At 36.4% G+C, this 25,484-nt stretch carries 23 protein-coding genes, 1 tRNA gene and 1 pseudogene; 5 read left to right on the forward strand and 20 right to left on the reverse strand.

Annotated elements, in window-relative coordinates:
- Nucleotides 1–28: 28 nt before the first annotated feature.
- Nucleotides 29–1,630, reverse strand: coding sequence for a phosphoenolpyruvate carboxykinase (ATP) (pckA, locus tag BXU11_RS15335; protein WP_024982592.1), 1,602 nt, complete (start codon nucleotides 1,628–1,630; stop codon nucleotides 29–31).
- A 69-nt stretch (nucleotides 1,631–1,699) separates the two neighbouring features.
- The gene (locus BXU11_RS15340) at nucleotides 1,700–2,095 is read right to left on the reverse strand and encodes a DUF423 domain-containing protein (RefSeq protein ID WP_024982593.1); all 396 of its coding nucleotides are present in this window, start codon (nucleotides 2,093–2,095) and stop codon (nucleotides 1,700–1,702) included.
- 153 nt (nucleotides 2,096–2,248) lie between these two features.
- On the opposite strand from BXU11_RS15340, the gene BXU11_RS15345 reads away from it, so the two are divergent.
- Nucleotides 2,249–3,619 carry a saccharopine dehydrogenase family protein gene (locus BXU11_RS15345; protein ID WP_078213242.1) on the forward strand — a complete coding sequence of 457 codons (1,371 nt, stop codon included), beginning with the start codon at nucleotides 2,249–2,251 and terminating at the stop codon, nucleotides 3,617–3,619.
- A gap of 85 nt (nucleotides 3,620–3,704) precedes the next feature.
- Here the strand turns inward: BXU11_RS15345 and BXU11_RS15350 are convergent, their stop codons facing one another.
- The 5 genes from BXU11_RS15350 to BXU11_RS15370 all read right to left on the reverse strand — a co-directional run bounded on the left by BXU11_RS15350 (nucleotide 3,705) and on the right by BXU11_RS15370 (nucleotide 8,705).
- The gene (locus BXU11_RS15350) at nucleotides 3,705–4,412 is read right to left on the reverse strand and encodes an energy transducer TonB (protein ID WP_078213183.1); all 708 of its coding nucleotides are present in this window, start codon (nucleotides 4,410–4,412) and stop codon (nucleotides 3,705–3,707) included.
- 31 nt (nucleotides 4,413–4,443) lie between these two features.
- Nucleotides 4,444–6,246, reverse strand: coding sequence for a M56 family metallopeptidase (locus tag BXU11_RS15355; RefSeq protein ID WP_078213184.1), 1,803 nt, complete (start codon nucleotides 6,244–6,246; stop codon nucleotides 4,444–4,446).
- Nucleotides 6,243–6,617, reverse strand: a complete 375-nt coding sequence (locus BXU11_RS15360; RefSeq protein ID WP_024982187.1) for a BlaI/MecI/CopY family transcriptional regulator — start codon at nucleotides 6,615–6,617, stop codon at nucleotides 6,243–6,245. The genes BXU11_RS15355 and BXU11_RS15360 overlap by 4 nt, the downstream gene beginning before the upstream one ends.
- 3 nt (nucleotides 6,618–6,620) lie before the next feature.
- A complete protein-coding gene (locus tag BXU11_RS15365; protein ID WP_078213185.1) occupies nucleotides 6,621–7,052 on the reverse strand; it encodes a hypothetical protein in 432 nt (143 codons plus the stop codon).
- Between the two features lie 264 nt (nucleotides 7,053–7,316).
- Nucleotides 7,317–8,705 (reverse strand): dipeptidase, encoded by a 1,389-nt coding sequence (locus BXU11_RS15370; protein WP_078213186.1) that lies wholly within the window; start codon nucleotides 8,703–8,705, stop codon nucleotides 7,317–7,319.
- A gap of 109 nt (nucleotides 8,706–8,814) precedes the next feature.
- Here BXU11_RS15370 and BXU11_RS15375 point away from each other — a divergent pair.
- Both BXU11_RS15375 and BXU11_RS15380 read left to right on the forward strand, forming a co-directional pair.
- Nucleotides 8,815–8,896, forward strand: a tRNA-Leu gene (locus BXU11_RS15375).
- Nucleotides 8,897–9,041: 145 nt separating this feature from the next.
- On the forward strand, nucleotides 9,042–9,614 hold the full coding sequence (locus BXU11_RS15380) for a hypothetical protein (protein ID WP_078213187.1): 573 nt from the start codon (nucleotides 9,042–9,044) through the stop codon (nucleotides 9,612–9,614).
- A 74-nt stretch (nucleotides 9,615–9,688) separates the two neighbouring features.
- Here BXU11_RS15380 and BXU11_RS15385 read toward each other — a convergent pair whose 3' ends face one another.
- The 6 genes from BXU11_RS15385 to BXU11_RS15410 all read right to left on the reverse strand — a co-directional run bounded on the left by BXU11_RS15385 (nucleotide 9,689) and on the right by BXU11_RS15410 (nucleotide 16,153).
- Entirely contained in the window at nucleotides 9,689–11,449 is a 1,761-nt protein-coding gene (locus BXU11_RS15385; RefSeq protein ID WP_078213188.1) for a DUF885 family protein, read from the reverse strand.
- 49 nt (nucleotides 11,450–11,498) lie between these two features.
- Complete coding sequence (locus tag BXU11_RS15390; RefSeq protein WP_024982192.1) at nucleotides 11,499–11,861, reverse strand: nuclear transport factor 2 family protein; 363 nt, start codon at nucleotides 11,859–11,861, stop codon at nucleotides 11,499–11,501.
- A gap of 67 nt (nucleotides 11,862–11,928) precedes the next feature.
- Nucleotides 11,929–12,831, reverse strand: a complete 903-nt coding sequence (locus BXU11_RS15395) for a pseudouridine synthase (protein WP_024982193.1) — start codon at nucleotides 12,829–12,831, stop codon at nucleotides 11,929–11,931.
- A 241-nt stretch (nucleotides 12,832–13,072) separates the two neighbouring features.
- Nucleotides 13,073–14,029 carry a geranylgeranylglycerol-phosphate geranylgeranyltransferase gene (locus tag BXU11_RS15400; RefSeq protein WP_024982194.1) on the reverse strand — a complete coding sequence of 319 codons (957 nt, stop codon included), beginning with the start codon at nucleotides 14,027–14,029 and terminating at the stop codon, nucleotides 13,073–13,075.
- 20 nt (nucleotides 14,030–14,049) lie between these two features.
- Nucleotides 14,050–14,988 (reverse strand): mevalonate kinase, encoded by a 939-nt coding sequence (locus tag BXU11_RS15405; RefSeq protein WP_024982195.1) that lies wholly within the window; start codon nucleotides 14,986–14,988, stop codon nucleotides 14,050–14,052.
- Nucleotides 14,989–15,028: 40 nt separating this feature from the next.
- Nucleotides 15,029–16,153: a diphosphomevalonate/mevalonate 3,5-bisphosphate decarboxylase family protein gene (locus BXU11_RS15410; protein WP_078213189.1), complete on the reverse strand. Its 1,125-nt coding sequence runs from the start codon at nucleotides 16,151–16,153 to the stop codon at nucleotides 15,029–15,031.
- Nucleotides 16,154–16,263: 110 nt separating this feature from the next.
- Between BXU11_RS15410 and BXU11_RS15415 the strand changes: the two genes are divergently transcribed.
- Nucleotides 16,264–16,740, forward strand: a complete 477-nt coding sequence (locus tag BXU11_RS15415) for a TspO/MBR family protein (protein WP_078213190.1) — start codon at nucleotides 16,264–16,266, stop codon at nucleotides 16,738–16,740.
- Nucleotides 16,741–16,792: 52 nt separating this feature from the next.
- Nucleotides 16,793–18,448, forward strand: a complete 1,656-nt coding sequence (locus tag BXU11_RS15420; RefSeq protein ID WP_078213191.1) for a S41 family peptidase — start codon at nucleotides 16,793–16,795, stop codon at nucleotides 18,446–18,448.
- Nucleotides 18,449–18,520: 72 nt separating this feature from the next.
- Here BXU11_RS15420 and BXU11_RS17715 read toward each other — a convergent pair.
- The 7 genes and pseudogenes from BXU11_RS17715 to BXU11_RS15450 all read right to left on the reverse strand — a co-directional run.
- A pseudogene (locus tag BXU11_RS17715) lies at nucleotides 18,521–18,622 on the reverse strand (NAD(P)/FAD-dependent oxidoreductase); the annotation flags it as partial.
- A gap of 29 nt (nucleotides 18,623–18,651) precedes the next feature.
- Nucleotides 18,652–18,927 (reverse strand): Txe/YoeB family addiction module toxin, encoded by a 276-nt coding sequence (locus tag BXU11_RS15425; protein WP_024982199.1) that lies wholly within the window; start codon nucleotides 18,925–18,927, stop codon nucleotides 18,652–18,654.
- The gene (locus BXU11_RS15430) at nucleotides 18,909–19,130 is read right to left on the reverse strand and encodes a DUF2683 family protein (protein ID WP_024982200.1); all 222 of its coding nucleotides are present in this window, start codon (nucleotides 19,128–19,130) and stop codon (nucleotides 18,909–18,911) included. Before BXU11_RS15430 ends, BXU11_RS15425 begins: the two co-directional genes overlap by 19 nt.
- Nucleotides 19,131–19,217: 87 nt before the next feature.
- Complete coding sequence (locus tag BXU11_RS15435) at nucleotides 19,218–20,423, reverse strand: NAD(P)/FAD-dependent oxidoreductase (protein WP_078213192.1); 1,206 nt, start codon at nucleotides 20,421–20,423, stop codon at nucleotides 19,218–19,220.
- On the reverse strand, nucleotides 20,420–21,163 hold the full coding sequence (locus tag BXU11_RS15440) for a glycerophosphodiester phosphodiesterase family protein (protein WP_078213193.1): 744 nt from the start codon (nucleotides 21,161–21,163) through the stop codon (nucleotides 20,420–20,422). Before BXU11_RS15440 ends, BXU11_RS15435 begins: the two co-directional genes overlap by 4 nt.
- 266 nt (nucleotides 21,164–21,429) lie before the next feature.
- A complete protein-coding gene (locus tag BXU11_RS15445; protein ID WP_078213194.1) occupies nucleotides 21,430–23,094 on the reverse strand; it encodes an alpha-amylase family glycosyl hydrolase in 1,665 nt (554 codons plus the stop codon).
- Nucleotides 23,094–25,460 (reverse strand): TIM-barrel domain-containing protein, encoded by a 2,367-nt coding sequence (locus tag BXU11_RS15450; protein WP_078213195.1) that lies wholly within the window; start codon nucleotides 25,458–25,460, stop codon nucleotides 23,094–23,096. The genes BXU11_RS15445 and BXU11_RS15450 overlap by 1 nt, the downstream gene beginning before the upstream one ends.
- Nucleotides 25,461–25,484: the final 24 nt, after the last annotated feature.

The raw sequence follows: 25,484 nt of genomic DNA on the forward strand, positions 1-25,484 counted from the left end.
ATTTATTTTGGTTTGTTGTAATGTTCAATTATATTCTTGGTCCACCAGCCAATATTTCTTCATTGGCAAATTCTTCAAATTTTGCAAAGTTAGCTTTGAATTTTTGTGCCAATTCAACGGCTTTTATATCGTATAGGGCTTTGTCTTCCCAAGTATTTCTCGGATTTAAGAAATCGCTCGGTACATTTGGACACGTTTGAGGTTTAGCAATACCAAACACTACATGATCCACATACTCAACATCGTCTAATTCCCCGTTTAATGCAGCGGTAATCATAGCGCGTGTGTATTTTAGTTTCATTCGGCTTCCTATGCCATAAGGACCACCTGTCCAGCCTGTATTGATGAGCCATACTTTTACATCGGCGTCTTTCATTTTTTGACTTAACATTTCAGCATATTTTGTGGGGTGTAAGGGCATAAATGGTGCGCCAAAACATGCCGAGAAATTGGGTTGCGGTTCGGTTACTCCAGCTTCTGTTCCCGCTACTTTTGCGGTATAACCCGAGATAAAATGATAGGCCGCTTGCCCTGGAGTTAATCTTGAAATAGGAGGAATAATACCAAAAGAATCCGCTGTTAAAAAGAAGATGTTTTTTGGGTTCTTACCAATAGAATCCGGCTGAATGTTGTCAATATGTGTAATTGGATAACTTACACGAGTGTTTTGCGTGATGGAAACGTCTTCAAAATCTACTTCGTTACTTCCTGCTTTAAATACTACATTTTCTAAAATCGCTCCTTTTTTAATGGCTCTAAAAATGTCTGGTTCATTTTCCTCGGTAAGGTTAATCACTTTCGCATAGCAACCTCCTTCAAAATTAAAAACGGTGTTTTCATTTGTCCAACCGTGTTCATCATCACCAATTAATTTTCTTTCTGGATCAGCAGATAAGGTTGTTTTTCCAGTTCCTGAAAGTCCAAAGAAGATGGCAGTATCTCCATTTTTACCTACATTGGCACTACAGTGCATAGGTAAGGTGTTTTTGTCAACAGGTAGAATGAAGTTTAATGCCGAGAAGATCCCTTTTTTCATTTCTCCAGTATAACCAGTACCTCCGATAAGCGCAATTTTTTTGGTAAAATCTAAAATGGCAAAATTACTTTGACGTGTACCATCCACTTCAGGATCTGCCTCAAAACTTGGTGCGCAAATCACAGTCCATTCTGGAGTAAAGTTTTCTAATTCTTGTGCGGTTGGACGCAAAAACATATTGTAGCAAAATAAGTTTGCCCAAGGTGTTTCGGTCACTACACGGATGTTCAATTTGTAATTAGCATCGGCACAAACATAAGCGTCTCTGACAAATACTTCCTTGTTGGATAAGTGTGCGGTAACTTTTTTGCATAATGCATCGAATGCCGCTGGAGTGAATGGGATGTTCACTTTGCCCCACCATACTTTGTCTTCGGTAATGCTATCTTTTACTATAAATCGATCTTGAGGAGAGCGGCCTGTAAATGTTCCTGTATTTATGGCTAAAGCTCCAGTTGAGTTTTCTTTACCTTGACCAGAAGCAAGAGTTAAAGTATGTAATTCCTCTGGAGTTAATTGATACTGAATTTTGGCATTCTCAATTCCTAATTTTTCTAACGAAATCGATTTCGTGAAAAGAGTGTTAGTGTCCATAAAATTGTAGTTAGTTTTTATTTGTTTCGGTGTAAAAGTATAAATTAATTTTTAATCGTTCTTTTTGTTTTATATTTTCTTTTTATTGTTTTTTAAAAAGTCAAACAGTAAAACCGCCCAAGCTGAAATTAGAAGTGCACCTCCGATAGGAGTGACGAAGCCGATTTTCTTAAAATCGAACGAAGTTAAAGTGTTTGTGGCTAAAAAATAAATAGAACCTGAGAACAAAAGAACTCCAGTTACGGTAAAATAATAAATGATTTTTTTAGATTTTTCAGATAACGAAGTAGTCAAACCAATGAATAGCAGGAATAAAGAATGGTACATTTGATAGCGAACACCCGTTTCGAAGGTAACAAGTTCTTCGGTTGAAAGTACTTTTTTTAAGGCATGTGCGCCAAAAGCTCCTAAAATGATAGCTATCATTCCTAAAAGGGCTGCAGTCGTAATTACTTTTTTACTCATAGTTCCGATTTAGAATCTACTGCAAAAGTATTTATTACATTTGAAACAAAAACAGTTATTTCTGTTTTATTTTTATAAATTTTAGGTTTTAACACTATCTACTTGTTATAAATACAACAAAATTGTATGTTTGTGTTAAATAATCATAATTTTATGAGAACTATACTCATTATTGGTGCAGGAAGATCGGCTTCGTCGTTGATTCAATATTTACTGTCGAAGTCAGAAAAAGAGCAATTACATCTCATTATTGGAGATTTATCGATGGAATTGGCTCAGAAAAAAACCAACAATCATCCTAATGCTACCCCAATTGCTTTAGATATATTTAATACGCAACAACGACAAGAAGTGATTCAAAAAGCCACTATCGTTATCTCTATGTTGCCCGCGCATTTACATATAGAAGTTGCGAAAGATTGTGTTTTGTTCCAAAAAAATATGGTTACGGCTTCTTATATCAGTGAAGCGATGCAAGCTTTGGATGCAGAAGTCAAAGCCAAAGGACTCATTTTTATGAACGAAATTGGTTTGGATCCTGGAATCGATCATATGAGTGCGATGAAAGTTATCGATGAGATCAAAGAAAAAGGAGGCAAAATGCTTTTATTCGAATCCTTTTGTGGTGGATTAGTCGCACCTGAATCGGATGACAATATTTGGAATTATAAATTTACATGGGCACCAAGAAATGTGGTGTTAGCTGGTCAAGGTGGTGCGGCCAAATTCATTCAAGAAGGCGCTTACAAATACATACCCTATTGCAATTTGTTTCGCAGAACCGAATTTTTAGAAGTCGAAGGTTATGGCAGATTCGAAGCTTATTCTAATCGAGATTCTTTAAAATATCGTTCGGTTTACGGCTTAGATGATATTCTTACTTTATATAGAGGTACTATTCGCAGAGTAGGATTCTCTAAAGCTTGGAATATGTTTGTGCAATTAGGAATGACCGATGATAGCTATATCATGGAAGGATCCGAAGCAATGACCTATCGACAGTTTGTGAATTCCTTTTTGCCTTATCACCCTACTGATTCGGTTGAACTAAAGATGCGACACATTCTCAAAATAGACCAAGACGATATTATGTGGGATAAACTAGTGGAGTTGGATTTGTTTAGTAAGGCCAAAACAGTGGGATTAAAAAATGCGACTCCCGCACAAATTTTGGAGAAAATCTTAACAGATAGTTGGACTTTACAACCTGAGGATAAAGATATGATTGTCATGTATCACAAATTTGGTTACGAATTAAACGGGATAACTTCTCAAATCGATTCCAAAATGGTGTGTATTGGCGATGACCAAATGTACACGGCTATGGCAAAAACAGTTGGGCTTCCCGTAGCAATGGCCGCTTTATTGATTTTAAATGGTAAAATACAAACTAGTGGGGTTCAACTTCCTATTCAAAAAGAAGTTTACGAACCCATCCTGAAAGAATTAGAATCATATGGCGTTGTTTTTAATGAGCAAGCCATGCCATATATGGGCTACAATCCAGATAAAGTCTTCAATTAGTTTTCTTTTTAATTTTAATTTTTTTTGAGTTTATTTGTTAACCGCTTCTCTAAACTTGTACTTGAAGAGAAGCGGTTTTTTTATGCTAAGCTTTTGGATTTATTGTAATTGGTAATGAATATCTGACTCTCACCGGTTCACTGTTGATTTTTCCAGGAATCCATTTCGGAGCACTTTTTACTACTCGTATCGCCTCATCAACAGTTCCGTAACCGACATTATCTCTTAAAGTTGTAATTTCGGTAAGAGACCCGTCTGTTTCTATAATAAAACTAAGATAAATTTTGCCTTTGGCTTTTTGCTCTACTGCCTCTTTTGGTAGCGTAAAATGCATTGCAACGTACTTGTAAAAGGCTTCCATTCCATTCGGGAATATTGGGTCTTCGGTAATTTCATTGACTTGGTAGATTACATTTTCACCCTTTTTAGTTTTTTGGTTTTTTGGGTCAAAAGCATCTATGATAATTACGGCAGGTCCTCCTTTTTTTAATAGTTCATCTAACTCTTCTTTTGTTGGCATGGTTTTATTGTTGCTAAAGAAATTGGGTACAAGTTTTTTCTCAACTTGATTTAATTGATCGTATTTTTTCTCTGCTACAATTGTTCCTTTTTCGTCTTTTATTTTAAAAATGGTGTTATTGTAATAGTTTTCGAATAGCGAACCCTTCTCTTGCTTTTGAGATAGATTTGCTTGAGCGTTTGCAAAAGAAGTTGCTATTAATGCCAAAACTAGCATCGTGCAGGTAAACCATCTAGTGGGTTTCTTTTTTAATTGAAATTGTGGTGTTTTCATGGTCTTTTTTTTTGGTTAAATATTTATTGTTTTATAAGTTAGAACTCATAATAGTGATGGGTAAACTATACTGTACACGAACTGGCACGCCGTCTTTCTGAGCAGGAATCCATTTTGGAGAAAGTTTGATTACGCGCATGGCTTCTTCTCCGGTCCCGTGTCCAATATCTCTCAAAACGCTGACATTAGTAATGCTTCCATCTTTTTCGATAATGAACATAACATATACTTTTCCTTTTAAATTAGGTTCAGTTGGAGCTTGAAAATTATTTCCAACAAATTTGTAGAACTTCTCCATGCCTCCAGGGAATTCGGGTTTTTCAGTTATACCTGCTACATTAAACACAACATCATTCGATAGTGGTGGATTGCTTTCTTTTGTAGTTTCTTGTAGCAAATTGACTAAAGTCTCAGTTTTTGGAACAGGATTTAAATTTGCCAGGTTTTTATTTGGGCTAACTAATGACTCTTCTTCTGTATTTGGTTTTAAATTTTTTGGTGATTTTTTGGAGTCACTTAGAACAATATCGATGCTTTTCCCAGAAAACTTTTTGTGCGCATTCTTTAAGTTTTTTTCATAATAGGCCTCTGTATAGAAATTATACTGAAAAGGCTGTGGAAATTTTTTGCTTCTAGCATTTTTATGAACAAAGCTTCCTGTAAAATAAACAATTTTATCTGGTGAATAGACAGCTAAATGGCTATTGTTGGCTGGAATATCGTCAATCCAGATGGCATATTTTTTACTGTTTTTGAAATCTTCAAATTCTGCCTTTGTAGGGCTCTTTTTTGAGTATTTTTTGGGAGTATAGGATAAGTATCTATTTTTTTCTTCCAAAGTCAAGTCTTCGTATTTTTTGGAAAAGATGAGGTTTCTTTTTTCGTCAGTAACATTAACTGTAACACTGGCATAGTAGGCATCTCTGTCGGTGACTGATGCAGTTGTAAATTTTGTGTTTATGGTTGGTTTCGTTTGTACCTGCGCTACACTATCGATGCAGAAATAGCAAAATAGTGCGGTAAAAATGGGTAATAGTGCTAGCTGTTTGCCAAGTATTATCTTTTTAGAAGAATTTCGGCTCATCATAAGAAAGCGTTTTTTAGTGACTTGAAAATTTAAATTACTTGCTAGATACAAAGGCGGGTTGCAACTCGCTTTGGATAACAATAGCGATTGATAAAATGGAATATTTTTGTACGATTGCACCACTTTTTCATCGGCTAGGAATTCATGATTGAGTTGTATGGCTTTTTTGTACAACAAAAACAAAGGATTGAACCAAAAAACAGTTTTAATCAACTCTACAAATAGAACATCTAGCGTGTGCTTTTGATTGACATGTGTCATTTCGTGAGCAAACAATTCTTTTTCAATTTTACGTTCTTGGTATTCCGCTTCATTGATGAAAATGGTATTCATGAAGGTATGCGGTAACACGGGTTCATGTAGTAAAACTAAAGTCGCGTTTTGAAACGAAAGTGTTGCGTTATTCTTTTTTAATTGGTAAAAAGTCGCAATATTTCGAATAAATCTAACAGATAGTATTGCAGTTACTAGGACATAAATACCCCATAATGTTTGTTCTAAATAATTCGTTTCTTCTGCAATTACCATAGTTCCTCTAGAAAAGTTCATTGCAATTGGAGCAGTCGCAGGAGTCGTGATTTCTTTAATAATTTCAATCGAGATAAAAGGAATTAGAAGTGAAAAAAGCAAGCTAATCAACAAGTAAAACCGATTGAAAAGATGCATTTTTTCTTTTTCCAGAAAAAGCTGATATACTACCAATAGAATAGTAGCAACAATAGTTGAAGTGAGCAAGTACTGTGTCATGGTTTCTTTTTTTGGATTTCGTTATCTATGATTTTTTTAAGATCCTCTAGTTCTTTGGCGGTTAGGTTTGTTTCTTTGGTAAAAAATGAAGCAAATTGAGAAGCTGAATTATTAAAGAAATTACTAATTAGTCCATTGACATGTTTTGAGAAATAATCGTTTTTGTCAATTAATGGGTAATACTCTCTCGAGTTGCCATATTCTTTGTAAGCTACAAACTGCTTGTCAATCATTCGTTTTAATAAGGTAGCAATGGTAGTTGTAGCAGGTTTTGGGTCAGGGTAGGCTTCGAGTAGGTCTTTCATAAAGGCTTTTTCGAGTTGCCACAAATGCTGCATAACTTGTTCTTCGGCGTTGGTGAGTTGTTGCATGGTTTATTGTTTTGTGTTTTTTATTTCTTTTTCTGAGATAAGTTCTCCATGGTCGTACAAACGGTTGATGATTAAATTTTTATTGGTGTCGAAATACTCCCATTCGCCGGAGTAAAACCAATGAATGTCTTTCCCTTTTTCAATCAACTGTGTAATTCCTTTGGCTTGAAGCGCTCCATTCGGGTGGTAAAAGTGCACTTTGCAATACTCTTTTTTATAGGTTTCTTTTTTGATGATTTTGCCATTGGCATAATATTTCCATTTTTTGACTGGCTCTCCTTCTTTGTATCTTCCAATAGATTTGTATCGAATGGTGTCCAAAGTATATTCTTCAATCCATTTGCCGTGCATTTTTTTGTCTTTCTTTTGATTGATGTGTTGTACTTGGCAACTACATAAAAGAAATAGTACAAATAGTAAGATTGGTTTTGCCATGGCTCTACAGAATAATACATTACTCTACAAATGTAGAATAAAAAATAATATCTGCAACAAAATGGTTAACTTTTTTGCAATGAGTGGTTTAGGAACGGTTTTGCGTAAGGGGTAGGAGCGGCATCCTTTTTGGGGACTCGCTTTTTCGGCGAGGGCCCAAAAAGATATAGCGGATGACCCGACCCGCTTTTTCTGCGGGTTACGCCCAAAAAAAAATCCGCTCAATCAAGTATGAAGGAGCGGATGTTGGTATGAAAAGAGTATTTATTTACTCAACTCTACAAAATATTTATAGAAAAGTGGAATGGTTTCGATTCCTTTGAGGTAATTGAAAATTCCGAAATGTTCGTTTGGAGAATGAATAGCATCGGAGTCTAAACCGAATCCCATCAAGATGGTTTTGCTTTTCAATTCTTTTTCGAATAATGCAACGATAGGAATACTTCCACCGGAACGAACCGGAATGGCAGGAACGCCAAAGGTTTCTGTATAAGCTTTGTTGGCGGCTTGGTAACCAATGCTGTCGATAGGAGTCACATAACCTTGTCCACCGTGATGCGGTTTTACTACAACACTCACGCCTGCTGGAGCAATACTTATAAAGTGTTTGGTAAACAAATCGGTAATCACTTCCCAATCTTGATTAGGTACTAAACGCATCGAGATTTTCGCATAGGCTTTGCTGGCAATTACTGTTTTGGCGCCTTCTCCTGTATAACCTCCCCAGATTCCATTTACATCTAGAGTGGGACGGATAGAATTACGCTCATTTGTTGTGTAGCCTGTTTCGCCATACACATCATTGATATCTAATGCTTTTTTGTAGTTTTCTAAGCTAAAAGGTGCTTTGCCCATTTCGGCTCTTTCTTCCAGAGATAATTCTTCTACATTATCATAGAAACCTGGAATGGTGATGTGATTGTTTTCGTCATGAAGCGAAGCAATCATTTTGGATAAGATATTGATTGGGTTGGCAACTGCGCCACCGTACAAACCAGAATGTAAATCGCGGTTAGGACCAGTCACTTCTACTTCTACATAACTCAATCCACGTAATCCTGTGGTGATGGATGGTTGTTGATTAGAAATCATTCCCGTATCCGAAATTAAAATCACATCGTTTTTTAATTTCTCAGTGTTATTTTCAACAAATGTTTTTAAGTTGACACTGCCTACTTCTTCTTCACCTTCAATCATGAATTTTACATTACAAGGCAAAGTATTGCTTTGAATCATGTATTCAAAAGCTTTTACATGCATGTACATTTGGCCTTTGTCGTCGCAAGCACCACGTGCAAAAATAGCGCCTTCAGGATGTATAGCCGTTGGTTTGATCACAGGTTCAAAAGGAGGAGAGGTCCACAATTCGATAGGATCGGCGGGTTGTACATCATAGTGTCCGTAAACCAAAACCGTTGGTAAATTAGGGTCTATGATTTTTTCTCCATATACGATCGGATAACCTGCAGTTTCACAGATTTCAACGAAATCACAGCCAGCTTTTTCTAAACTAATTTTTACGGCTTCGGCGGTATCAAGTACATCTTGAGAGAAAGCGGTATCGGCACTAACGGAAGGAATTTTTAATAATTCGACTAATTCATTGATAAAGCGTTCTTTATGTTGCTGAACGTAATTACTTCTATTTTCCATTTTGGAGGTTTAATTTTGTAAAGTCAAATGTACAAAAAAATGATTATTATTTTTTTTAAAAAATCCTTTGAAAATTAGAACTTATGCTTATATTTGCACCCACAAAGTCGCGGATATGGCGAAATTGGTAGACGTGCCAGACTTAGGATCTGGTGCCGCAAGGCGTGTAGGTTCGAGTCCTATTATCCGCACAAAAAAAGCTTCTCATTACGAGAAGCTTTTTTTTTGAATAAGTAACGTTTTTTTAATTTTTAAATAACAAATAAAATAGTACATTTAGAACCTCGTTTCTAAATATCACTTTTTGTTCCTAATTTAACTTTTTCAAAAACCATAATGACAACTTTACTGCATCCTTTCAAAGATTTAGTTTCAAATGATCTTTTCGTAAAACTAGCGTACATATGTAATGAGCGGGAAAATCAATTAAAAAAAGCCTTCGAAGTATGCATTTGTACCCTTTTAGTAGGGATTAAAAATTGTAAAGACTTGGAGGTTTTGTTAAAAGCAGTGGATGAAATAGAGGTTTCTTTTGAAAAACAATTAGATGATTTTTATACTCATGAAAACTTGTTTTCCGAGGCTTTTGTGTATCTTAACCGTTTGTTTCCCAATAAAAAAGAGCGTTTGTCAGAGATGATTTCTAATGAAATGTGTATTAAAAGCGAATCCGCAAGGGTGCTTTTTAATGTAGTAACACTTTTGGTGTTGACTAACTTGAAGAAAGAGGTTCCTGAAAATTTATTTTCAATATTAGATAAAGAGGCTCAAATTTTGTATGGTATTTTGCCCCGAGGTGTGCGGTTAATCTTAGGGATTCCCAATGCTGAAAAAGGGTATGATTATTTTGAAAGTAGCCGGCCAGAGATCGCTGCTTTTTCGTTCTTCCGTTTTAAAAAAGGAAAGTAAAGACTAGAATTGTTGCTCTAGTTTGATATAAAAAAAGGGATATTGAAGTGCTCAATATCCCTTTTGCTTTGAAATTATTTTTTGCCTATCCAGTGATCAATTTTTGTTTCCAATAGAGCCAAAGGCAAGCATCCTGATTCTAATACTTTTTCGTGGTATGTTTTGATATCAAAACTATTGCCTAACTTGGTTTTTGCTTTTTCTCGAAGTTCCATGATTTTAAGTTGTCCCATTTTATAAGAGAGCGCTTGACCTGGAATGGCCATGTAACGTTCTATTTCGGCAATGATACTGGCTTCACTTTCGGCTTCGTTTTCCAGAGAATATTTGATGGCTTGTTCTCTAGTCCAGCCTTTACTGTGTAATCCTGTGTCGACCACCAAACGAATGGCGCGATGCATCTCGTTGCTCAACATGCCAAAATACTGATACGGATCTTTATAAAGTCCCAATTCTGGCCCTAAGCTTTCAGTGTATAGCGCCCAGCCTTCGCCATACGCACCAAACCAGTTGTATTTTCTGAAATCAGGTAAATTGGCATTTTCTTGTTGTAAGGATACTTGAAAATGATGTCCTGGGATGGCTTCGTGTAAAAATAAATCTTCGTCACCATACATATTGTAGCTTTTAACATCTGGAATGGGAACGTAAAAAATACCAGGACGACTACCATCTGTCGTGCCTTGATTGTATTCGGCACTGGCCGTTTTTTCTCGAAATGCTTCAGTTCTTCTTACTTCAAATTTAGTTTTAGGTTGTAATGAAAACAACTGATTGACTTTAGGCTCAATAATTTTATGGATGCGATTAAAATTGGCAATTACTTCTTCAGGTTGTGTAAAAGGCATTAATTCTTTTTTGTTTCGCACTTCATCAAAAAAGGCTATTAAGCTTCCTTTGAAACCTACTTGGGCTTTTACTTTCTCCATTTCACTTCGAATGCGTGCTACTTCTTTAAGTCCTAATTCGTGAATAGCTTCTGGAGTTGTTGTGGTAGTAGTCCATTGTTTGGCATAACTGTTATATAATTTCTTGCCAATAGCAAGGCTCCCAATGCCACTTGTGGTTCTTGAAGCAGGAAGGTATTCTGTTTTCAAAAAAGTGGTCATTTTTTGGTATTTCGGAATCAATTTTATGATAATTACTGAGTTGTATTTAGCTGCAATTTCTTGTTTAGTTGCTACTGAAAAGCTACTAGGCATCAGTTTCACTGCAGAATAAAATAGATTGTCCTCTATTTTGGCTGTTGGCATTCCTTCAAATTGAGGAATCATTTTTTGTGTTAAAGCTTTTGGTAATACTACTCCTTCCTTGATTCCTTTTTTCATATAGACCATTGCCGAATCAATCCATTGACTGTACAATTCCATCCTTTTTAAGAAGTTGATGTAATCTTTTTCGGTTTTGAAAGGTTGTGCTCCGGTACCGCCTGCCATTTGTCCGATTGTTAAATGAGTGCCTTCAAACTGACTCATAGGTATTAAATTAGTAGGATATTGTAGCATTTCCTTGCCTATAGCAATTTCCCATTTTATGATTTCATAGCTGTTAAGCTCTTCCTCAGAGAGGCTTGTACTGTCTATTTCGCTCAATGCTGTTTCGTATTTTTCATAAAAAGCTTCTTGTTTTTTTCGGAACGAATCGGTCATTTCAAATTGCAATTGGTCATTGTATTCGTTTTGACCATTTTGTGTGGCGCCAAGTGGATTTAAAACATTTTTGTCATCAAAGTAACTCTTGGTTAGTGCACTAAAATTAGTAGAATTCGCTTCTTTTTTGCAGCTAATAAAAAGTACAGATAGCGCAAAAGTTAATAGGAATAGGTTTTTTCTCATTTTGATTAGTTTAGAACAACCGTAAAGCTACTTTATTTTTTTGTTAATTTTATCCGTGATAGACTCTCGAAGCTATAATTTTTTCGTTTTTAACTTCTAAAACTTCGGCTACAAGCATATTGTCTTCATTGTCGACCATTCGAATATATTCCATAAATACTCGATCGCCATTAGCAGTAAGCGAGGTTACTTTGTAGTGCAAACTCGGAAGTCTTTCAAAAGCCTCCTGCCACCATGCTCTTAAGGCATGTTTTCCGGATATTAGACCTTGGGTTTCAGGTTGACGTACTTTGAGTTTTGGACTAAAGTGTATGGCTTCGTCATCATAAAGCGACAACAATTTTTCTAACTCTTTATTATTAAAACAGTCAAACCATTTGAAAGCAATAGAGTTTAATTTTTCTGGACTCATAATAGTTTTGAATTAAAAAATCCCATTGCAATTGGATTGTAATGGGATTGTTTGGTATTTATTTTTGTTAAACGTTTTTCAAATTGATAATTTCTTGATCCGTCAATAATCGCCAATTGCCTCTTGGTAAATTCTTCTTGGTCAAACCAGCAAACGAAACGCGATCGATGCGTAACACATCATAACTGAATTGTTCAAAAATAGAACGCACTACTTTTACATTCGCCGAGCGTAATTTTAAGCCCACTTCGCTTTTGGCTTCATTTTCAATGTAGCTCACGTCTTCTACAAATACGCGGTGTCCATCAATAACGACACCCTTATTGATTTTTTCTAAATCTTCAAACTTTAAGTTTTTGTCCAAAGAAACTTGATAGATTTTCGAGGATTTTTGATTTGGTAAAGTGAATTTACGAATCATATCGGTGTCATTGGTAAACAATAACAAGCCGGTAGTATTTTTGTCCATTCTACCAATTGGGCCAATTTTAGCCGTAGTAGAACCTTTTACCAATTCCAAAACATTGCGGTATTCTTGACCTTCATCAAGTGCCGTGGTAAAGTTCTTAGGTTTGTTCAATAGGATGTACACTTTCTTCTCTGGAGTCAAAACTTTTCCGTCAAAGTTCACTACATCTGTTGGTTTTACTAGGTATCCCATTTCAGTTACGGGAACACCATTTACCTTTACATTACCAGATTGAATGTAAATATCCGCATCACGTCTCGAACAAACGCCCGAGTTCGAAATGTATTTATTCAAACGAATTTCGTCTTTTTCTTTAAGTCTTTTGGCTACTTGATTGGGTTTTTTAACTACTTTATTCGCCTCTTCAATTTTAGCAGTTGGTTTTGCTTTTTTAGGCCCTTGTGCCCTTTTTTGCATCGCAGGTTTTGGCTTATTCGAATTGGGTCTTGAACCTGCTGGCCTTGCTCCGCTTCGTTTGTTGTTGCCTTCCTTATTATTCATAATAATCTCTAATTTGGTGCAAAGATACTATTTATATCCTTGTGAAACGATTTTCGATAATTAGAAAACGATAACTGGCTAATTTATTAGTAGTTAAGTACGGTTTTTAGTGAGTCGATTTGCTTTAGGAGCTGTTTCCTGCTGTCCACTATATCTTTACTGCCGAACCCCGGCAGTAAAGGATGCCGTTCCCATCAGGGCTAGGAAATCCTGCACTACAGAACGTTTTGTTCCAGAGAAATTACTGCTTTAATAACCAATTTTTACCATGCCAAAGCACACTTGGATTGGTCAATACAATGCAAAAAACACCTGCTACAATCAAAAATTTCAAGATGTTGTGCAATCTAATGTAGTGCGTTTTGTCGTTTGATTGCCACAATAAAAGCAGAAAAAACAACAGTACAATCAAAGAACTGTAAAAGTAGATGTCCATATAGCCTACATCATATAGCTCAATCAAAATGTACACAGGAACCAACGTTAAAACCGTTAATCCCGTACTGATTTTTTTGGACCAATTTTCTCCATAAAAAACAGGAATAGTATGGTAATTATTGGCCAAATCGCCTTTCAAATTTTCCAAATCTTTAATCAATTCCCGAATCAAAATCAATAAAAACAAGAAAGAAGCATGGGCGAAGATTACAGCAAAATGGTCTTTGTGGCGTTCCAATTCTTCAATCGAAGTGGGTTGATAGTAATACAAAAGAATGGCGAAAAAAGGCCAAACAGCTAGCAATGCCGCTGATAAATTTCCTATAAAAACGATTTTTTTCAATTTATGTGAATAGAACCAAATCAGAAAAATGTAGAATGAAAAAAACAGTAAGGCTCGCAAAGAAACAAACCAAGCCATCAAGGCAACAATGAAATTCAAGGAAAAATATACCTGAAGTTTCGTTTTTTGACTCACCAATCGGTCCAACATCGATTTGTTCGGACGGTTGATTAAATCTTTTTGGCTGTCGTAAAAATTATTGATAATGTACCCTGAGGCTATCGCAATGGCCGAAGCAAATACTAAAATAAAGATATTAAAATCCAATAAAATATTCAAGGCACGTTGCTCTGGCGCCATAATAAAAATAGCCGACAAATACTGCGCAATGATAATTATTGGAATGTTGTACCCTCGAATAACAGAGAACAAACTAACGATTTTTAATAACAATAGCTTTTGCTCTCGTTTGATCATGAATAGTCTTCTCGTTTTTTTTAGAATTGGTATACCACTTCAAGTTTGTAGTCTTTTAAAGCTACTTTGGCACGTTCTAAGTCTTGTGTAAAACCAAGAATGTAACCGCCGCCTCCAGAACCGCAAAGTTTTAAGTAGTAGTCATTGGTGTCTATTCCTTGTTGCCAAACTCCATGAAATTGCTCAGGAATCATTGGCTTGAAATGATTTAAAACGACCTTAGACAATTTTTTTGTATTACTAAACAGCGCTTTGATATCTCCAACAAGGAAATTTTCAACACAAGCATCAGTATGTTTTACAAATTGTGATTTCAACATCGTGCGAAACCCTTGGTCTTTTAGGTTTTCCATAAAGATATTTACCATAGGAGCGGTTTCTCCTACAATGCCAGAATCTAGCAAAAACACAGCGCCTTTGCCGTCAAAACTTTGAGTTGGAATGCCTGTGGCTTCAATATTATCTTTAGAATTGATTAAAATCGGAATGCTTAAATAGCTATTTAATGGGTCTAAACCAGAGCTTTTTCCGTGAAAAAAACTTTCCATTTGAGAGAAAATAGTTTTTAAGGCTAATAATTTCTCACGAGTTAAGTTTTCTAAAACAGTGATTTTATGTTGTGCGTATTTGTCATAAATAGCAGCCACCAAAGCACCACTACTACCTACTCCATACCCTTGCGGAATACTGGAATCAAAGAACATACCCTCATTCACGTCTTTTTGCAAAGTGGCAATATCAAATTGTACCAAATCCGGTTGTTCCGTTTGTAGGGTTTCCAAATAGGTTACAAATCGTTTCAAATGGCCGTTAGAAGCAATAGCCTCTTGCGAAGGATTGTCTTCTTTTTTGAGGGCGCCATTGTAAAAGTTGTAAGGAATAGATAATCCTTTTGAGTCTTGAATGATTCCGTACTCTCCGAAAAGTAATATTTTTGAGTAAAATAAAGGTCCTTTCATATCTTTTTTGCTTTCCTAACGGTAAATATAGGGATTTTTATTATTGTTTGATTAGTTGACTGCCAAATCCTATTTCATCACAAAGGTACTGACCATTTTGACAATAGCCAACTAATTCACTTTGAATAAATTGTAAAACAGATTCTTTTACGTTTTCAGGGTACAAAACATGCACATTTGCGCCCGCATCTAAGGTAAAACAAACGGGTGTTTTAGTTTCGTTTCTATACTTCCAAATGGCGTTGATAATCTGTAGCGTGTTTGGTTTCATTAGAATGAAATAAGGCATAGAAGTCATCATCATCGCGTGCAAGGTCAACGCCTCACTTTCTACAATTTTGATAAATGCTTCCAAATCACCATTCTCGAAAATTGGAATTAATTGATCGATATTTTCATGTGCTTGTTCAAAACGACGTTCCGCAAAAGGATGATTATGCATCAAATCATGACCCACTGTACTTGATACTTGCTTTTCGCCTTTGTCGACCAACAAGATAGTGTCTTGATAGTTTTCGAAAAACGAATGTGTTTTTCCTGAAAAAGGCACTCCAAAAAGGTTCGAACTTCCTTCAATATTCGCTTGATTTCCCCAAACTACAAGATTTCCTTTTACACTTCTACACGCACTTCCTGAACCTAAACGCGCTAAAAAAGACGCTTTTTGATAAAAATAATTGTCGGTCATTTCAGGATTTAATGCTTTTTCAATACTCATAAAATTCATAGCCAAAGCCGCCATTCCTGATGCAGAAGAAGCAATTCCAGAGCTGTGCGGGAACGTATTTTCGGTGTTTATGGTAAAATGATAGTCTTTCAAAAAGGGCATAAATGGCGTGATGCGCTCTAAGAATTTCTGAATCTTTGGTTTAAATTCCTCTTTGGGCTGTCCTTCAAAAAGCAAGTCAAAAGAGTAATCGCTTGGATTGGTACCGTTGATAGAAGTCGAAAGGTTTCTTCTTTCAAAAGCCACACTAGTAATGGTTTTGCAGTTGTTTAGCGTAAAACTTATAGATGGATTGGCTGGTATTTGATGGCCCAAATCGTCTCTTTTTCCCCAATATTTCACTAAAGCAATGTTACTTGGAGCACTCCATTGAAAAATGCCTTTTTCTATGTGGTGCGTATAAGGCGTTGTTGGAATAAAATCGTTGATAGCAGTCATAGAAGATAAAATTTGCGCAAAGATACTTTTTTTGGCTATTTCTTTATTTCTTTATTGGCTATTCTTTTGAATCCTTTTTCCTATTTTTGGAATCTTTAAAAATCATTCTAATGAATAAGATTACCCGAATTCTTACCGTAGTTGTCACTTGTTTGGCAATAGGTTATTTTTCAAGTACAGTTAGCAAAGCCGCTATTTTAGATTGGTATCCTACATTAGTAAAACCTTCTTTTAATCCACCAAATTGGGTTTTTGCGCCTGTTTGGAGTTTGTTGTATGTGATGATGGGTGTTGCGGCTGGTTTGGTTTGGGATAAAATCGAATGGAATCGGCCGATTGTCAAAAAAGCATTGACGCTTTTTGCGATACAATTAGCGTTGAATGCCTTGTGGTCGTATTTGTTTTTTGGTTTGCATAATCCTTTTTTAGCAGGAATCGAGATTGTCTTATTGTGGTTGATGATTTATGAAACTTATCTTCAGTTTGCTAAAATCAATAAAATTGCGGGCTATTTATTGTTGCCTTATTTGGCTTGGGTAAGTTTTGCAACGGTATTAAATATAAGTATTTGGTGGTTAAATAAATAATTCGGTATATTTGTTTTTACAAATAATAAGTGAATAATAGACAACTAACCTAATGCAAAAAATCTTTTTCTTTACCCTTTTTTTATTTTTCCAAATAAATCACGCTCAACATTCTTTAACTGAAACCGAAAAATTAGCCACTACTGCCAAAGTTTGGGGCTTCTTGAAATACTATCATCCTAACGTGGCTAGCGGAAAGTACGATTGGGATAAGGAATTATTTACTATTCTACCTCAAGTAGAGAAAGCTAAAAGTAAGAAAGAGTTTTCGGAAGTTGTTGAAAACTGGATTACTTCACTTGGCGAAGTAAAGAAAGTTGAACCTATTATTTTGTCAAGTGAAATCAAGTATTTTGATAAGAACTTAAATACTGCTTGGCTAAACAATCCTCATTTTTTTTCAAAATCTCTTTCAGAAAAATTAACCTTCATACTAGAGAATCGATTACAGTCAAATCATTTTTATTATCGAAAAGGAGAGCCTAAACCAGATGCTATTTCTTATGAGTTTAGTAATGAAATAAAATATCCTGAGTACGATTGGAAGGACCGAAACTTTCGTTTGTTGGCATTTTTCAGATATTGGAATTATGTAGAATATTTTTTTCCATATAAATACCTAATGGACCAAAATTGGGATGATGTTCTTTATGAAATGCTCCCGAAGTTCAATACTGCAAGTACAGAAGTTGAGTATCACTTGTTAATGCGAGAGCTAGTGATTAAATTAAATGATTTACATGCTTTCTTGGGTACAAAAGTGATGTTAGAAAAATTTGGCAAAAAACAAATACCTGTAGGAATAAGAGTTGTTGATGATAAGGTCTTAATTAATCAAATATACAATGATTCTTTGGCTAAAATCAGCGATATCAGAGTAGGAGATATCATTACAAAAGTGGGAGGAAAAACAATACCTGAAATTTTAAAGGAATCAAGACGATATTTAGATGGCGGTAATGATGTCTTGCGGGCTACACATTCTTGGTATCATATTTTTAATGGACATACAGATTCAGTAAAAGTAGAATACAATAGAGAAGGTAAAGTGGCTGAGAAATACATTTATCGATATACCGCAAATTTGTTCAGGAGAACTAATAAAGAGTTTGGGCAATGGAAACTTTTAGACGGTAATATTGGTTATGTGAATTTGGGAGAAGTATATCCAGAAGATATTGAAGGTATCATGACAAAACTTAAAAGTACCAAAGCAATAGTTTTTGATCTAAGGCTGGGAGCTCATGATACAAATTATATCTTAGCGGAATATTTAAACCCAGAACCCAAAGAATTTGCAAAATTTATCGATCCTGATGTAACATATCCAGGACGATTTATATGGAGAGAAACTGAAATATGTGGTAAAACAAATCCTGATTACTATAAAGGAAAAGTTATTGCTTTAGTCAATCAGTTTACTCAGAGCCACGGTGAATACTCAGCTATGTGTTTGCAATCGGCTCCCAATACAACTGTTATAGGAAGTCAAACAGCAGGTGCAGACGGTGGGGTAATTAGGTTTGAGATACTCGAGGGTTTCAATACACAGTTTAGTGGTTTGGGTGTGTTTTATCCTGATGGACGCGAAACACAACGCATTGGGATAGTTCCCGATATCGAGGCAAAACCGACCATCTTGGGTCTTCGTGAAGGTAAGGATGAAGTATTGGAACGAGCGATTCAATTTATAGAAACAGGGAAGTAGTTGGTGTACAAGTTTTCTTTGAATCTACTAAAATTAAGTTATGGTTTTGGAGGTCTAATAAATTGTAAACAATTATACCACCGCATTCGCCACAATAAACCCGCTAGTCCAAGCATTTTGGAAATTGAAACCACCTGTAATGGCGTCGATATTGGCAATTTCACCTGAAGAATAATTTGAAGTAAAGAATGTATTTTTTAGTATTAAGAATAATGTCCTAGTGCAGAAATTACAAACACTGTAACAATCTCGTCTCGAACTTCATATATTAAACGGTCTTTTTTGTTGATTCTTCTTGACCAATATCCACTTAATTCAAATTTTAACGGTTCGGGGTTTCCACTACCAGTGTAGGGATGATCTTTCAACTCATTGAGTATTTTTATAATTTTTTTTATGGAAGCAAGATCGCCTGATTTTTTATGGTTAGACAAATCTTTTTCAGCAGTTGCTTTAATGATTACTTGATACTTTCCCATAAATCTTCTGCACTTTCCATTAGTCGGCCTTTCTCAGTGCTTGCTTTTTTGATTCTTTTTACAAATTCAGGATTGTAAGGGCTTTTATCCTCTTCTTCAATTAAAACAATTTCTTTTGAATTTTCAGAAAACACACGAGCCATTTCTAAAAAAGCTTTTCCTTTTTTTGACTTTTCATTTATTTTTAAGGTTATTGTTGTCATCGCTTATTTTTTTCAAATTTACAAAAAGTTTTGTGGCCAGAGATGTCTTGTGTTTTGATTTATAACGATTTGTGTTTTTAGTTATGATTACCCCACCGCATTCGCGACAATAAACCCGCTAGTCCAAGCATTTTGGAAATTGAAACCACCTGTAATGGCGTCGATGTTGACAATTTCACCCGCAAAATAAAGGTTGGGATGAATTTTACTTTCCATCGTTTTAAAGTTGATTTCCTTTAAATCAATACCGCCAGCTGTAACGAATTCTTCTTTGAAAGTGCTTTTCCCATTGATTTGGAAAACACCATTAGTGAGTTGTTGTGCTAAGTTTTGCAATTGGGTTTTGGACAAATCGGCCCATTTGGTTTCAGTAGTAATGCCAGAAGCCAACACCAAGCTTTCCCATAAGCGATTGGTGAGTTCAAACGGTGATTTTTTGGAGACTGTTTTTTTGGCTTGTTCTTGTTTAAGGGTTTTCAGTTGCGCGATGGCTTCTTCGGTATCGATAGTATTAAGCCAATTCACCAAAAGCGTAAATTGATAGTTTTTGTCGTGCAAAATGCGGGCACCCCAAGCGGATAGTTTCAAAATAGCGGGTCCACTCATACCCCAATGGGTAATCAAAAGTGGCCCAGTGGCTTCGAGTTTGGTGTCTTTTACTCGCACGGTTACTTTTGCCGAAACGCCTGGTAATTCTTTGATTCGGAGGTCTTTGGTGTTAAAGGTAAATAAAGAGGGCACGGGCGGAATGATGGCGTGGCCAAATTCCTGTAGCATCTCCCAAATTTTTGGGTTGCTTCCCGTTGCTAAAATCAATTTCTCGGCTTGATAATTTTGATTTTGGGTATCAATTTTCCAGTAGTTGTCTTTTTTGAATATAGATTGTACGCTCTGACCCGTGAGGACTTTAATACCCAATTGTTGGGTGGCTTTTAGAAAACAGTCAATGATGGTTTGAGAAGAGTTCGAAACAGGAAACATTCGGCCATCGTCTTCAATCTTGAGGGCTACACCGTGGCGTTCAAACCACTCGATGGTGTCCCCGGAACAAAATTGATGGAAAGGACCTCGCAATTCTTTTTCGCCTCTTGGGTAAAATTTTACGAGTTCATTGGGTTCAAAACAAGCGTGTGTTACATTGCAGCGACCTCCTCCCGAAATGCGCACTTTGCCTAGCACTTCGGCGCCACGTTCTAATATGGCTACTTTTGCTTTTGGATTTCTTTCTACAATGTTGATGGCAGTAAAAAAACCTGCAGCGCCACCTCCCACAATTAAACAGTCGTACATCATCGTAATCTTTCGGGAAAATTACAAAAAATTCCATCGACACCCAATGCGATTACTTTTTTAATGTCTTCAGGCTCGTTTACGGTGTACGTATTGATTTTAAATCCTTCTTGGTGAATGCGTTTTACATTTTCGGGCGTAAGGGTTTTGAACCAAGGATTGATGGATTGTGCCTTTACTTGATGCGCCATTGGGAGTGCGTCTAGCGGATTTTCTTCTGTTAAGACGTCAATGGCTATTTTGGAATCGAGTTTTCGATAGGTTTGTAATTCGTTCCAAAGGAAACTGGAGATGATAAAATCAGAAGTTTTCCAGCTTTTTTTGCCAAAAGCAGCAACAATTATATGTGTAGCTTCGGCGGTATTTTTGCCTTTTAATTCGATATTCAAAGGTACTTTTCGGTCGATGGTGGTGATGATTTCTTCTAGCGTCGGAATGTGATGTCCGCCTTTTACGATTACTTTTCGCAAAGCTTCGAAAGTGTAGTCTTCTATCGGACCTTTTGCATTGGTTAGGCTATCCAAAATATCGTCGTGAAATACCATCACTTCTCCTGTTTTGATGACAAACACATCAATCTCGATGCGGTCGACGCCCATTGCTAATGCTTTTTTAATCGCGGGAACGGTGTTTTGGGTTTCGTGTCCCATGGCGCCTCTGTGGGCAATGTTGAGTGGTTTGTGCATAGTAGTACAACTAGTTAATCCAATAAAAATAAGCCAAAGATACGGTTGAAGTTTCATTTTTTTTCTTTTGGTCTAAAATAGGAAAAAGCAATTACTTCTTAGCTAAATAGTAAGTTATCATTGTTTTATGTTTTTTGTGAAATTAACCGCAAGGTTCGCAAAGATTTACGCAAGGGAACGCAAAGTAAAAAAGTATATCTTCGTGTTTCTTCGTAATTTTTTCTTTTTCTTTATAAAAAAATAACCGCAAATTCGCAAATTCATTTTCCTAAATAAGGATTGAAATTTGCGAATTTGCGATCTTTAGAACTTTTATGAATTTTCTATTTTTTAGCCTCTAAAAGCACAAAAGTAAAATTAGAAGTAATAGTCACTTTTCCGTTTTTTACTTTGGCGGTTTGGTTGGAATAGGCATCGCGAACGGTAGTTCCGTTTTTGAAGATACTACCTACTGGAATTTCTTTTTTGCCTTGTTTAACATCTAAAGCAACCACCACTTGATCATTGAAATTGTCTTTAGCAAATTGACGACTAAATACATAAGGAGTAGCCGAGATTTGTTTGTGAACCCCAGCGCCAATTGCAGGATGGTTTTTTCTAAATTGCCCTAATTTTTGCCAGTGTGCCAATGTTTTTTGGGTTTCGGGATTGTTTTTGATGGCGTCCCAGTTCATGAACGAGCGCAAAGTGGCATCGCCTTGAGTACCTTCGATTACTAAGGAACGTCCCGATTCATCTCCATAATACACCTGAGAAATCCCTGGAGAGAGTAGTAATTTCGTTCCTGTTTCGATGGTTTTTTCTCTTTTCGGGTCAAATGGGCCACCGTCGTCATGAGAGGATAAATAATTCAAAACGCTGTACCCTTTGAGTTCATTATTCAATTTGGAACTGTATTTTGAGAAAATGAATTCGTAGTCTTTTTGTGCATCGGATTTGAACTCAAAATTGATCATATTGTTGAAGCCATTTTGGAAGTAATTGATTTTTTTGTCTCCAAAATCAAAATCTTGTCCGCCGCTAATCCCGTAATTATACACCTCGGCTATGGTGTAAAACGAGTTGTTGTCTAGTACTTTGGCAGGATTGTTTTTCTTCCAAGTTTCAAAGGCATATTGACATTCTTTTTGGAATTCGCCCCAAACTTTCGCGTCGGTATGTTTTACGGTGTCGGCACGATAACCATCAATTCCAAATTCAACGATATAATCCGTCAACCATTTGATGATGTAATATTTTGGTGCTCTTGGGTAACCGGTTCTTTTGAAAAACGCGTCCAACGAAGCGATTTCTTTTTCGTAACGCCCTTCTTTTTTCCATTTTTCAATCAAGAAAGGAGGGAGGGCAACTTCTTTTTCACTTTCAGTCAATACATCGGGAAGATTGGCCACCAAGGTACATTCGGTAGTTCCTACAAAATTTTTGTAATCGCATTGTGGTCCTGTTCGAACCCAATCCGATGGCCATACGGCATCTTTCTCAGTTACAGGTCCTGTATGATTGATTACTCCGTCCAAAACAATTCGGATGCCTTTGGCGTGGGCTTTTTTCACCAAGTCTGCCAAATCTTCTTTGGTTCCGAAATTCGGATCTAAGGCTGTCCAATCTTTCGCCCAGTATCCGTGAAAGCCATAGCTTAAACCAGTTCCTTCGTCTACACCTTCGTGAATATTTTCTACAATGGGTGTCATCCAAATGGCATTGATTCCGAGTTTAGTAAAATAGCCTTCTTCAATTTTTTGGGTGATACCTTTTAGATTTCCACCTTCAAACCCACGGAGTTTTCCTGAGGTTTTGGTTCTGTCAAAATAGATTTCTTTTTGGTTGTTATCGTCATTAAAACGATCAGTCATTAAGAAATACAAATTGGCACCTTCCCAAACAAAAGGGATGGTTTCTTTTTTGGGAGCTTGTTTTTGCTGTGCGCTAGCCATTCCACCAACTAAGGTGGAAAGAGCTAAAGTAAGCGCTATCGTTTGTTTTTTCATTAGTGTTGCATTTGAATTTGTGTTGGTTTGTTTTTGCTTATAGGAACAGTCACAGTAATTGTTTGGCCTTCTTTGGTAAATGGAGTAACGATTCCGTTTACTTTGATTTGGCTTATAGCTGCGCTATTATGTAGGATCATATTTATTTTTTTGTCTTTAGAAGAGAATGCTTTTCCTGATTTAGTCGCAACTGTAATTGTAGTACTATTCCCTTTTGTTTGGGCATTGAACGTGATCATTTCATACAGACCTTTTTCGAAAGCATTAGCAGTTACACCATCATCATTGTATAATTTTCCTTCACTATTAGGTGTTTTTTCGTCCATAAAATAATGAACGTCAAAGCTGTCTAGACTATATTTTGTAGTACTTTGAATGGTTTTGATCATCGGAATGAAAGCGCCTCCACGCACAAAAACAGGAATATGATCAGTAGCCGTAGCTACATTCGCAGTGCTTCCGCCTTGATATTTTGCATCAGAATAAAAGTCGAACCAAGAATTGTTTTTTGGAAAATAAATTTCTGCCGATTTTTTGCCTGCTTCGGTGATCGGGTGTACTAAAAAGTCATTCCCCCATAGGTAAGTATGGGAAACTGTTTGCAAGTTGTTGTTTTCAGGCTCTTCAAAAAACAACGGACGCATTAAAGGTGTTCCTTTTTGATTATTTTCGAAAGCCAAAGTATAATTGTAAGGCAACAATTGGTATCTCAATTCCACCTGTTTTTTAGCATTGGCTTTGGTTACGATGTCTTTGAAAACAGGTTCTGACGGCACATCTTGTTGGGCATGTGGACGGAAAATAGGTTGAAAAACGCCATATTGTAACCAACGTAAGTACAATTCGTTGTCATAATAATCGCCCGCAAATCCACCCAGATCCGAGTGCATGTATCCAATACCTTGTAATCCCATTTGTAGTGAGATTTCAGTTTGAGGTTGTAATCCGCCCCAAGTACGATTCACATCGCCTGTCCAGGGCATCATACCAAAACGTTGTGACCCAGAGTAGCCCGAACGCATTAAGATAAACGGACGTGTAGCTGAAAAGTCTTTTTTGTAGCCATCTGCAATTAATTCTGCCCAGTGGTGACCGTAGATATTGTGTACTTCGTCAGCGGTTCCGCCTTTAGTGATGGCCGCGGATGGGAATACTTCTGGTTCGCCTAGATCGCCCCAAAATCCGCCAACGCCTTGTTGGATTAATCGTTTGTACACGTCCCAAAACCATTGTTTTCCATCGGGATTGAAAATGTCTACAATTCCGGTATGACCAAAAAAGAAATCAAAAGTAAACGGTTTACCATCTTTGTCAGTGGCCAAAACATTTTTGGCAACGGTTTCGTCCCATTTGCTAGACGTTTTAGTGATAAACGGCTCGGTAATCAAAACGGTTTTTACACCTTTTTGATTTAAGTCTTCGATCATTTTGGAAGGATTCGGAAAATTGTCTTTGTCCCAATCTAAATTACCCATAGTTCCAGTAATTTCTTTTCCAAACCAGTACAAGTCCAAAATAATCGCATCTACTGGAATTCCGTCTTTGATGTATTTTTCAATAGTTTTGTTGACTTCATCTTGAGAATGGTAACCAAATCGGCTAGAGAAATTCCCTAAAGTCCAAAGTGCTGGCAAGGGTTGTTTTCCTGTCAATGTCGTATAACTGTCGATCAGATCAGTCCAAGAATTTCCAGCTATCACTTGATAGGTTTTGCGACCCGAAATGGTTTCATACGCTAAAGTGTTGTCTTTTTTACTGTCTAAATCCAAATAACCAATTGGTGCATTGTCAAAATGGATGGCGTAAATTTTAGAAGAAAGTACCAATGGCATGGTGAAATTCATCAATTCAGCATGCGTTTCGTAACCATAATGTGCTCTGTTGTATAATTGCAAACGATGACCACGACGGTTCATGCCCAACACGCGTTCACCTGTACCATACAATATTTCCGTAGCATCTAAATTGAAATCAAGAATTTCGTTCGTTTCTTTTTTGAAATAGCCTGTTTTTTCCGAAATCAATTCTTTGTTTTGGTAAGAATACGAGATTTTAAAAGGTGCTTTTTCAATAACGACCACAATTCCATTAGTTGCCATTTTAAGGGAAGTTGGAGTTGTGGTAATTTTTAGGTTGACCTTTTGAGGTGTTGCTACTACAGCATGCGATTTTGGATTGGCTTTTTCTCCAGTTGGTACAAACGAAGTGGAAATGATTTTGTCAGAATACGGTTGGAAAGTATACACACCATCTGATGTAGTAACTTCCAGGGATTGATTGGTTTTTTTGAAACTTTCAAACTTTCGATTGGCATTTTGGGCCAATGCTAGTGAGCTGAATAATAGGAATACGATTATTTTTCTCATTTTTTTTAAATTTTAAACCCTTCC

This window comes from Flavobacterium sp. LM5 (genome assembly GCF_002017945.1).
Lineage (GTDB): Bacteria > Bacteroidota > Bacteroidia > Flavobacteriales > Flavobacteriaceae > Flavobacterium > Flavobacterium succinicans.

Coding starts and splice junctions, on each gene's coding strand:
- pckA (WP_024982592.1), bottom strand. CDS start 1,630: ATGGACACTAACACTCTTTTCACGAAATCGATTTCGTTAGAAAAATTA.
- BXU11_RS15340 (WP_024982593.1), bottom strand. CDS start 2,095: ATGAGTAAAAAAGTAATTACGACTGCAGCCCTTTTAGGAATGATAGCT.
- BXU11_RS15345 (WP_078213242.1), top strand. CDS start 2,249: ATGAGAACTATACTCATTATTGGTGCAGGAAGATCGGCTTCGTCGTTG.
- BXU11_RS15350 (WP_078213183.1), bottom strand. CDS start 4,412: ATGAAAACACCACAATTTCAATTAAAAAAGAAACCCACTAGATGGTTT.
- BXU11_RS15355 (WP_078213184.1), bottom strand. CDS start 6,246: ATGACACAGTACTTGCTCACTTCAACTATTGTTGCTACTATTCTATTG.
- BXU11_RS15360 (WP_024982187.1), bottom strand. CDS start 6,617: ATGCAACAACTCACCAACGCCGAAGAACAAGTTATGCAGCATTTGTGG.
- BXU11_RS15365 (WP_078213185.1), bottom strand. CDS start 7,052: ATGGCAAAACCAATCTTACTATTTGTACTATTTCTTTTATGTAGTTGC.
- BXU11_RS15370 (WP_078213186.1), bottom strand. CDS start 8,705: ATGGAAAATAGAAGTAATTACGTTCAGCAACATAAAGAACGCTTTATC.
- BXU11_RS15380 (WP_078213187.1), top strand. CDS start 9,042: ATGACAACTTTACTGCATCCTTTCAAAGATTTAGTTTCAAATGATCTT.
- BXU11_RS15385 (WP_078213188.1), bottom strand. CDS start 11,449: ATGAGAAAAAACCTATTCCTATTAACTTTTGCGCTATCTGTACTTTTT.
- BXU11_RS15390 (WP_024982192.1), bottom strand. CDS start 11,861: ATGAGTCCAGAAAAATTAAACTCTATTGCTTTCAAATGGTTTGACTGT.
- BXU11_RS15395 (WP_024982193.1), bottom strand. CDS start 12,831: ATGAATAATAAGGAAGGCAACAACAAACGAAGCGGAGCAAGGCCAGCA.
- BXU11_RS15400 (WP_024982194.1), bottom strand. CDS start 14,029: ATGATCAAACGAGAGCAAAAGCTATTGTTATTAAAAATCGTTAGTTTG.
- BXU11_RS15405 (WP_024982195.1), bottom strand. CDS start 14,988: ATGAAAGGACCTTTATTTTACTCAAAAATATTACTTTTCGGAGAGTAC.
- BXU11_RS15410 (WP_078213189.1), bottom strand. CDS start 16,153: ATGACTGCTATCAACGATTTTATTCCAACAACGCCTTATACGCACCAC.
- BXU11_RS15415 (WP_078213190.1), top strand. CDS start 16,264: ATGAATAAGATTACCCGAATTCTTACCGTAGTTGTCACTTGTTTGGCA.
- BXU11_RS15420 (WP_078213191.1), top strand. CDS start 16,793: ATGCAAAAAATCTTTTTCTTTACCCTTTTTTTATTTTTCCAAATAAAT.
- BXU11_RS15425 (WP_024982199.1), bottom strand. CDS start 18,927: ATGGGAAAGTATCAAGTAATCATTAAAGCAACTGCTGAAAAAGATTTG.
- BXU11_RS15430 (WP_024982200.1), bottom strand. CDS start 19,130: ATGACAACAATAACCTTAAAAATAAATGAAAAGTCAAAAAAAGGAAAA.
- BXU11_RS15435 (WP_078213192.1), bottom strand. CDS start 20,423: ATGATGTACGACTGTTTAATTGTGGGAGGTGGCGCTGCAGGTTTTTTT.
- BXU11_RS15440 (WP_078213193.1), bottom strand. CDS start 21,163: ATGAAACTTCAACCGTATCTTTGGCTTATTTTTATTGGATTAACTAGT.
- BXU11_RS15445 (WP_078213194.1), bottom strand. CDS start 23,094: ATGAAAAAACAAACGATAGCGCTTACTTTAGCTCTTTCCACCTTAGTT.
- BXU11_RS15450 (WP_078213195.1), bottom strand. CDS start 25,460: ATGAGAAAAATAATCGTATTCCTATTATTCAGCTCACTAGCATTGGCC.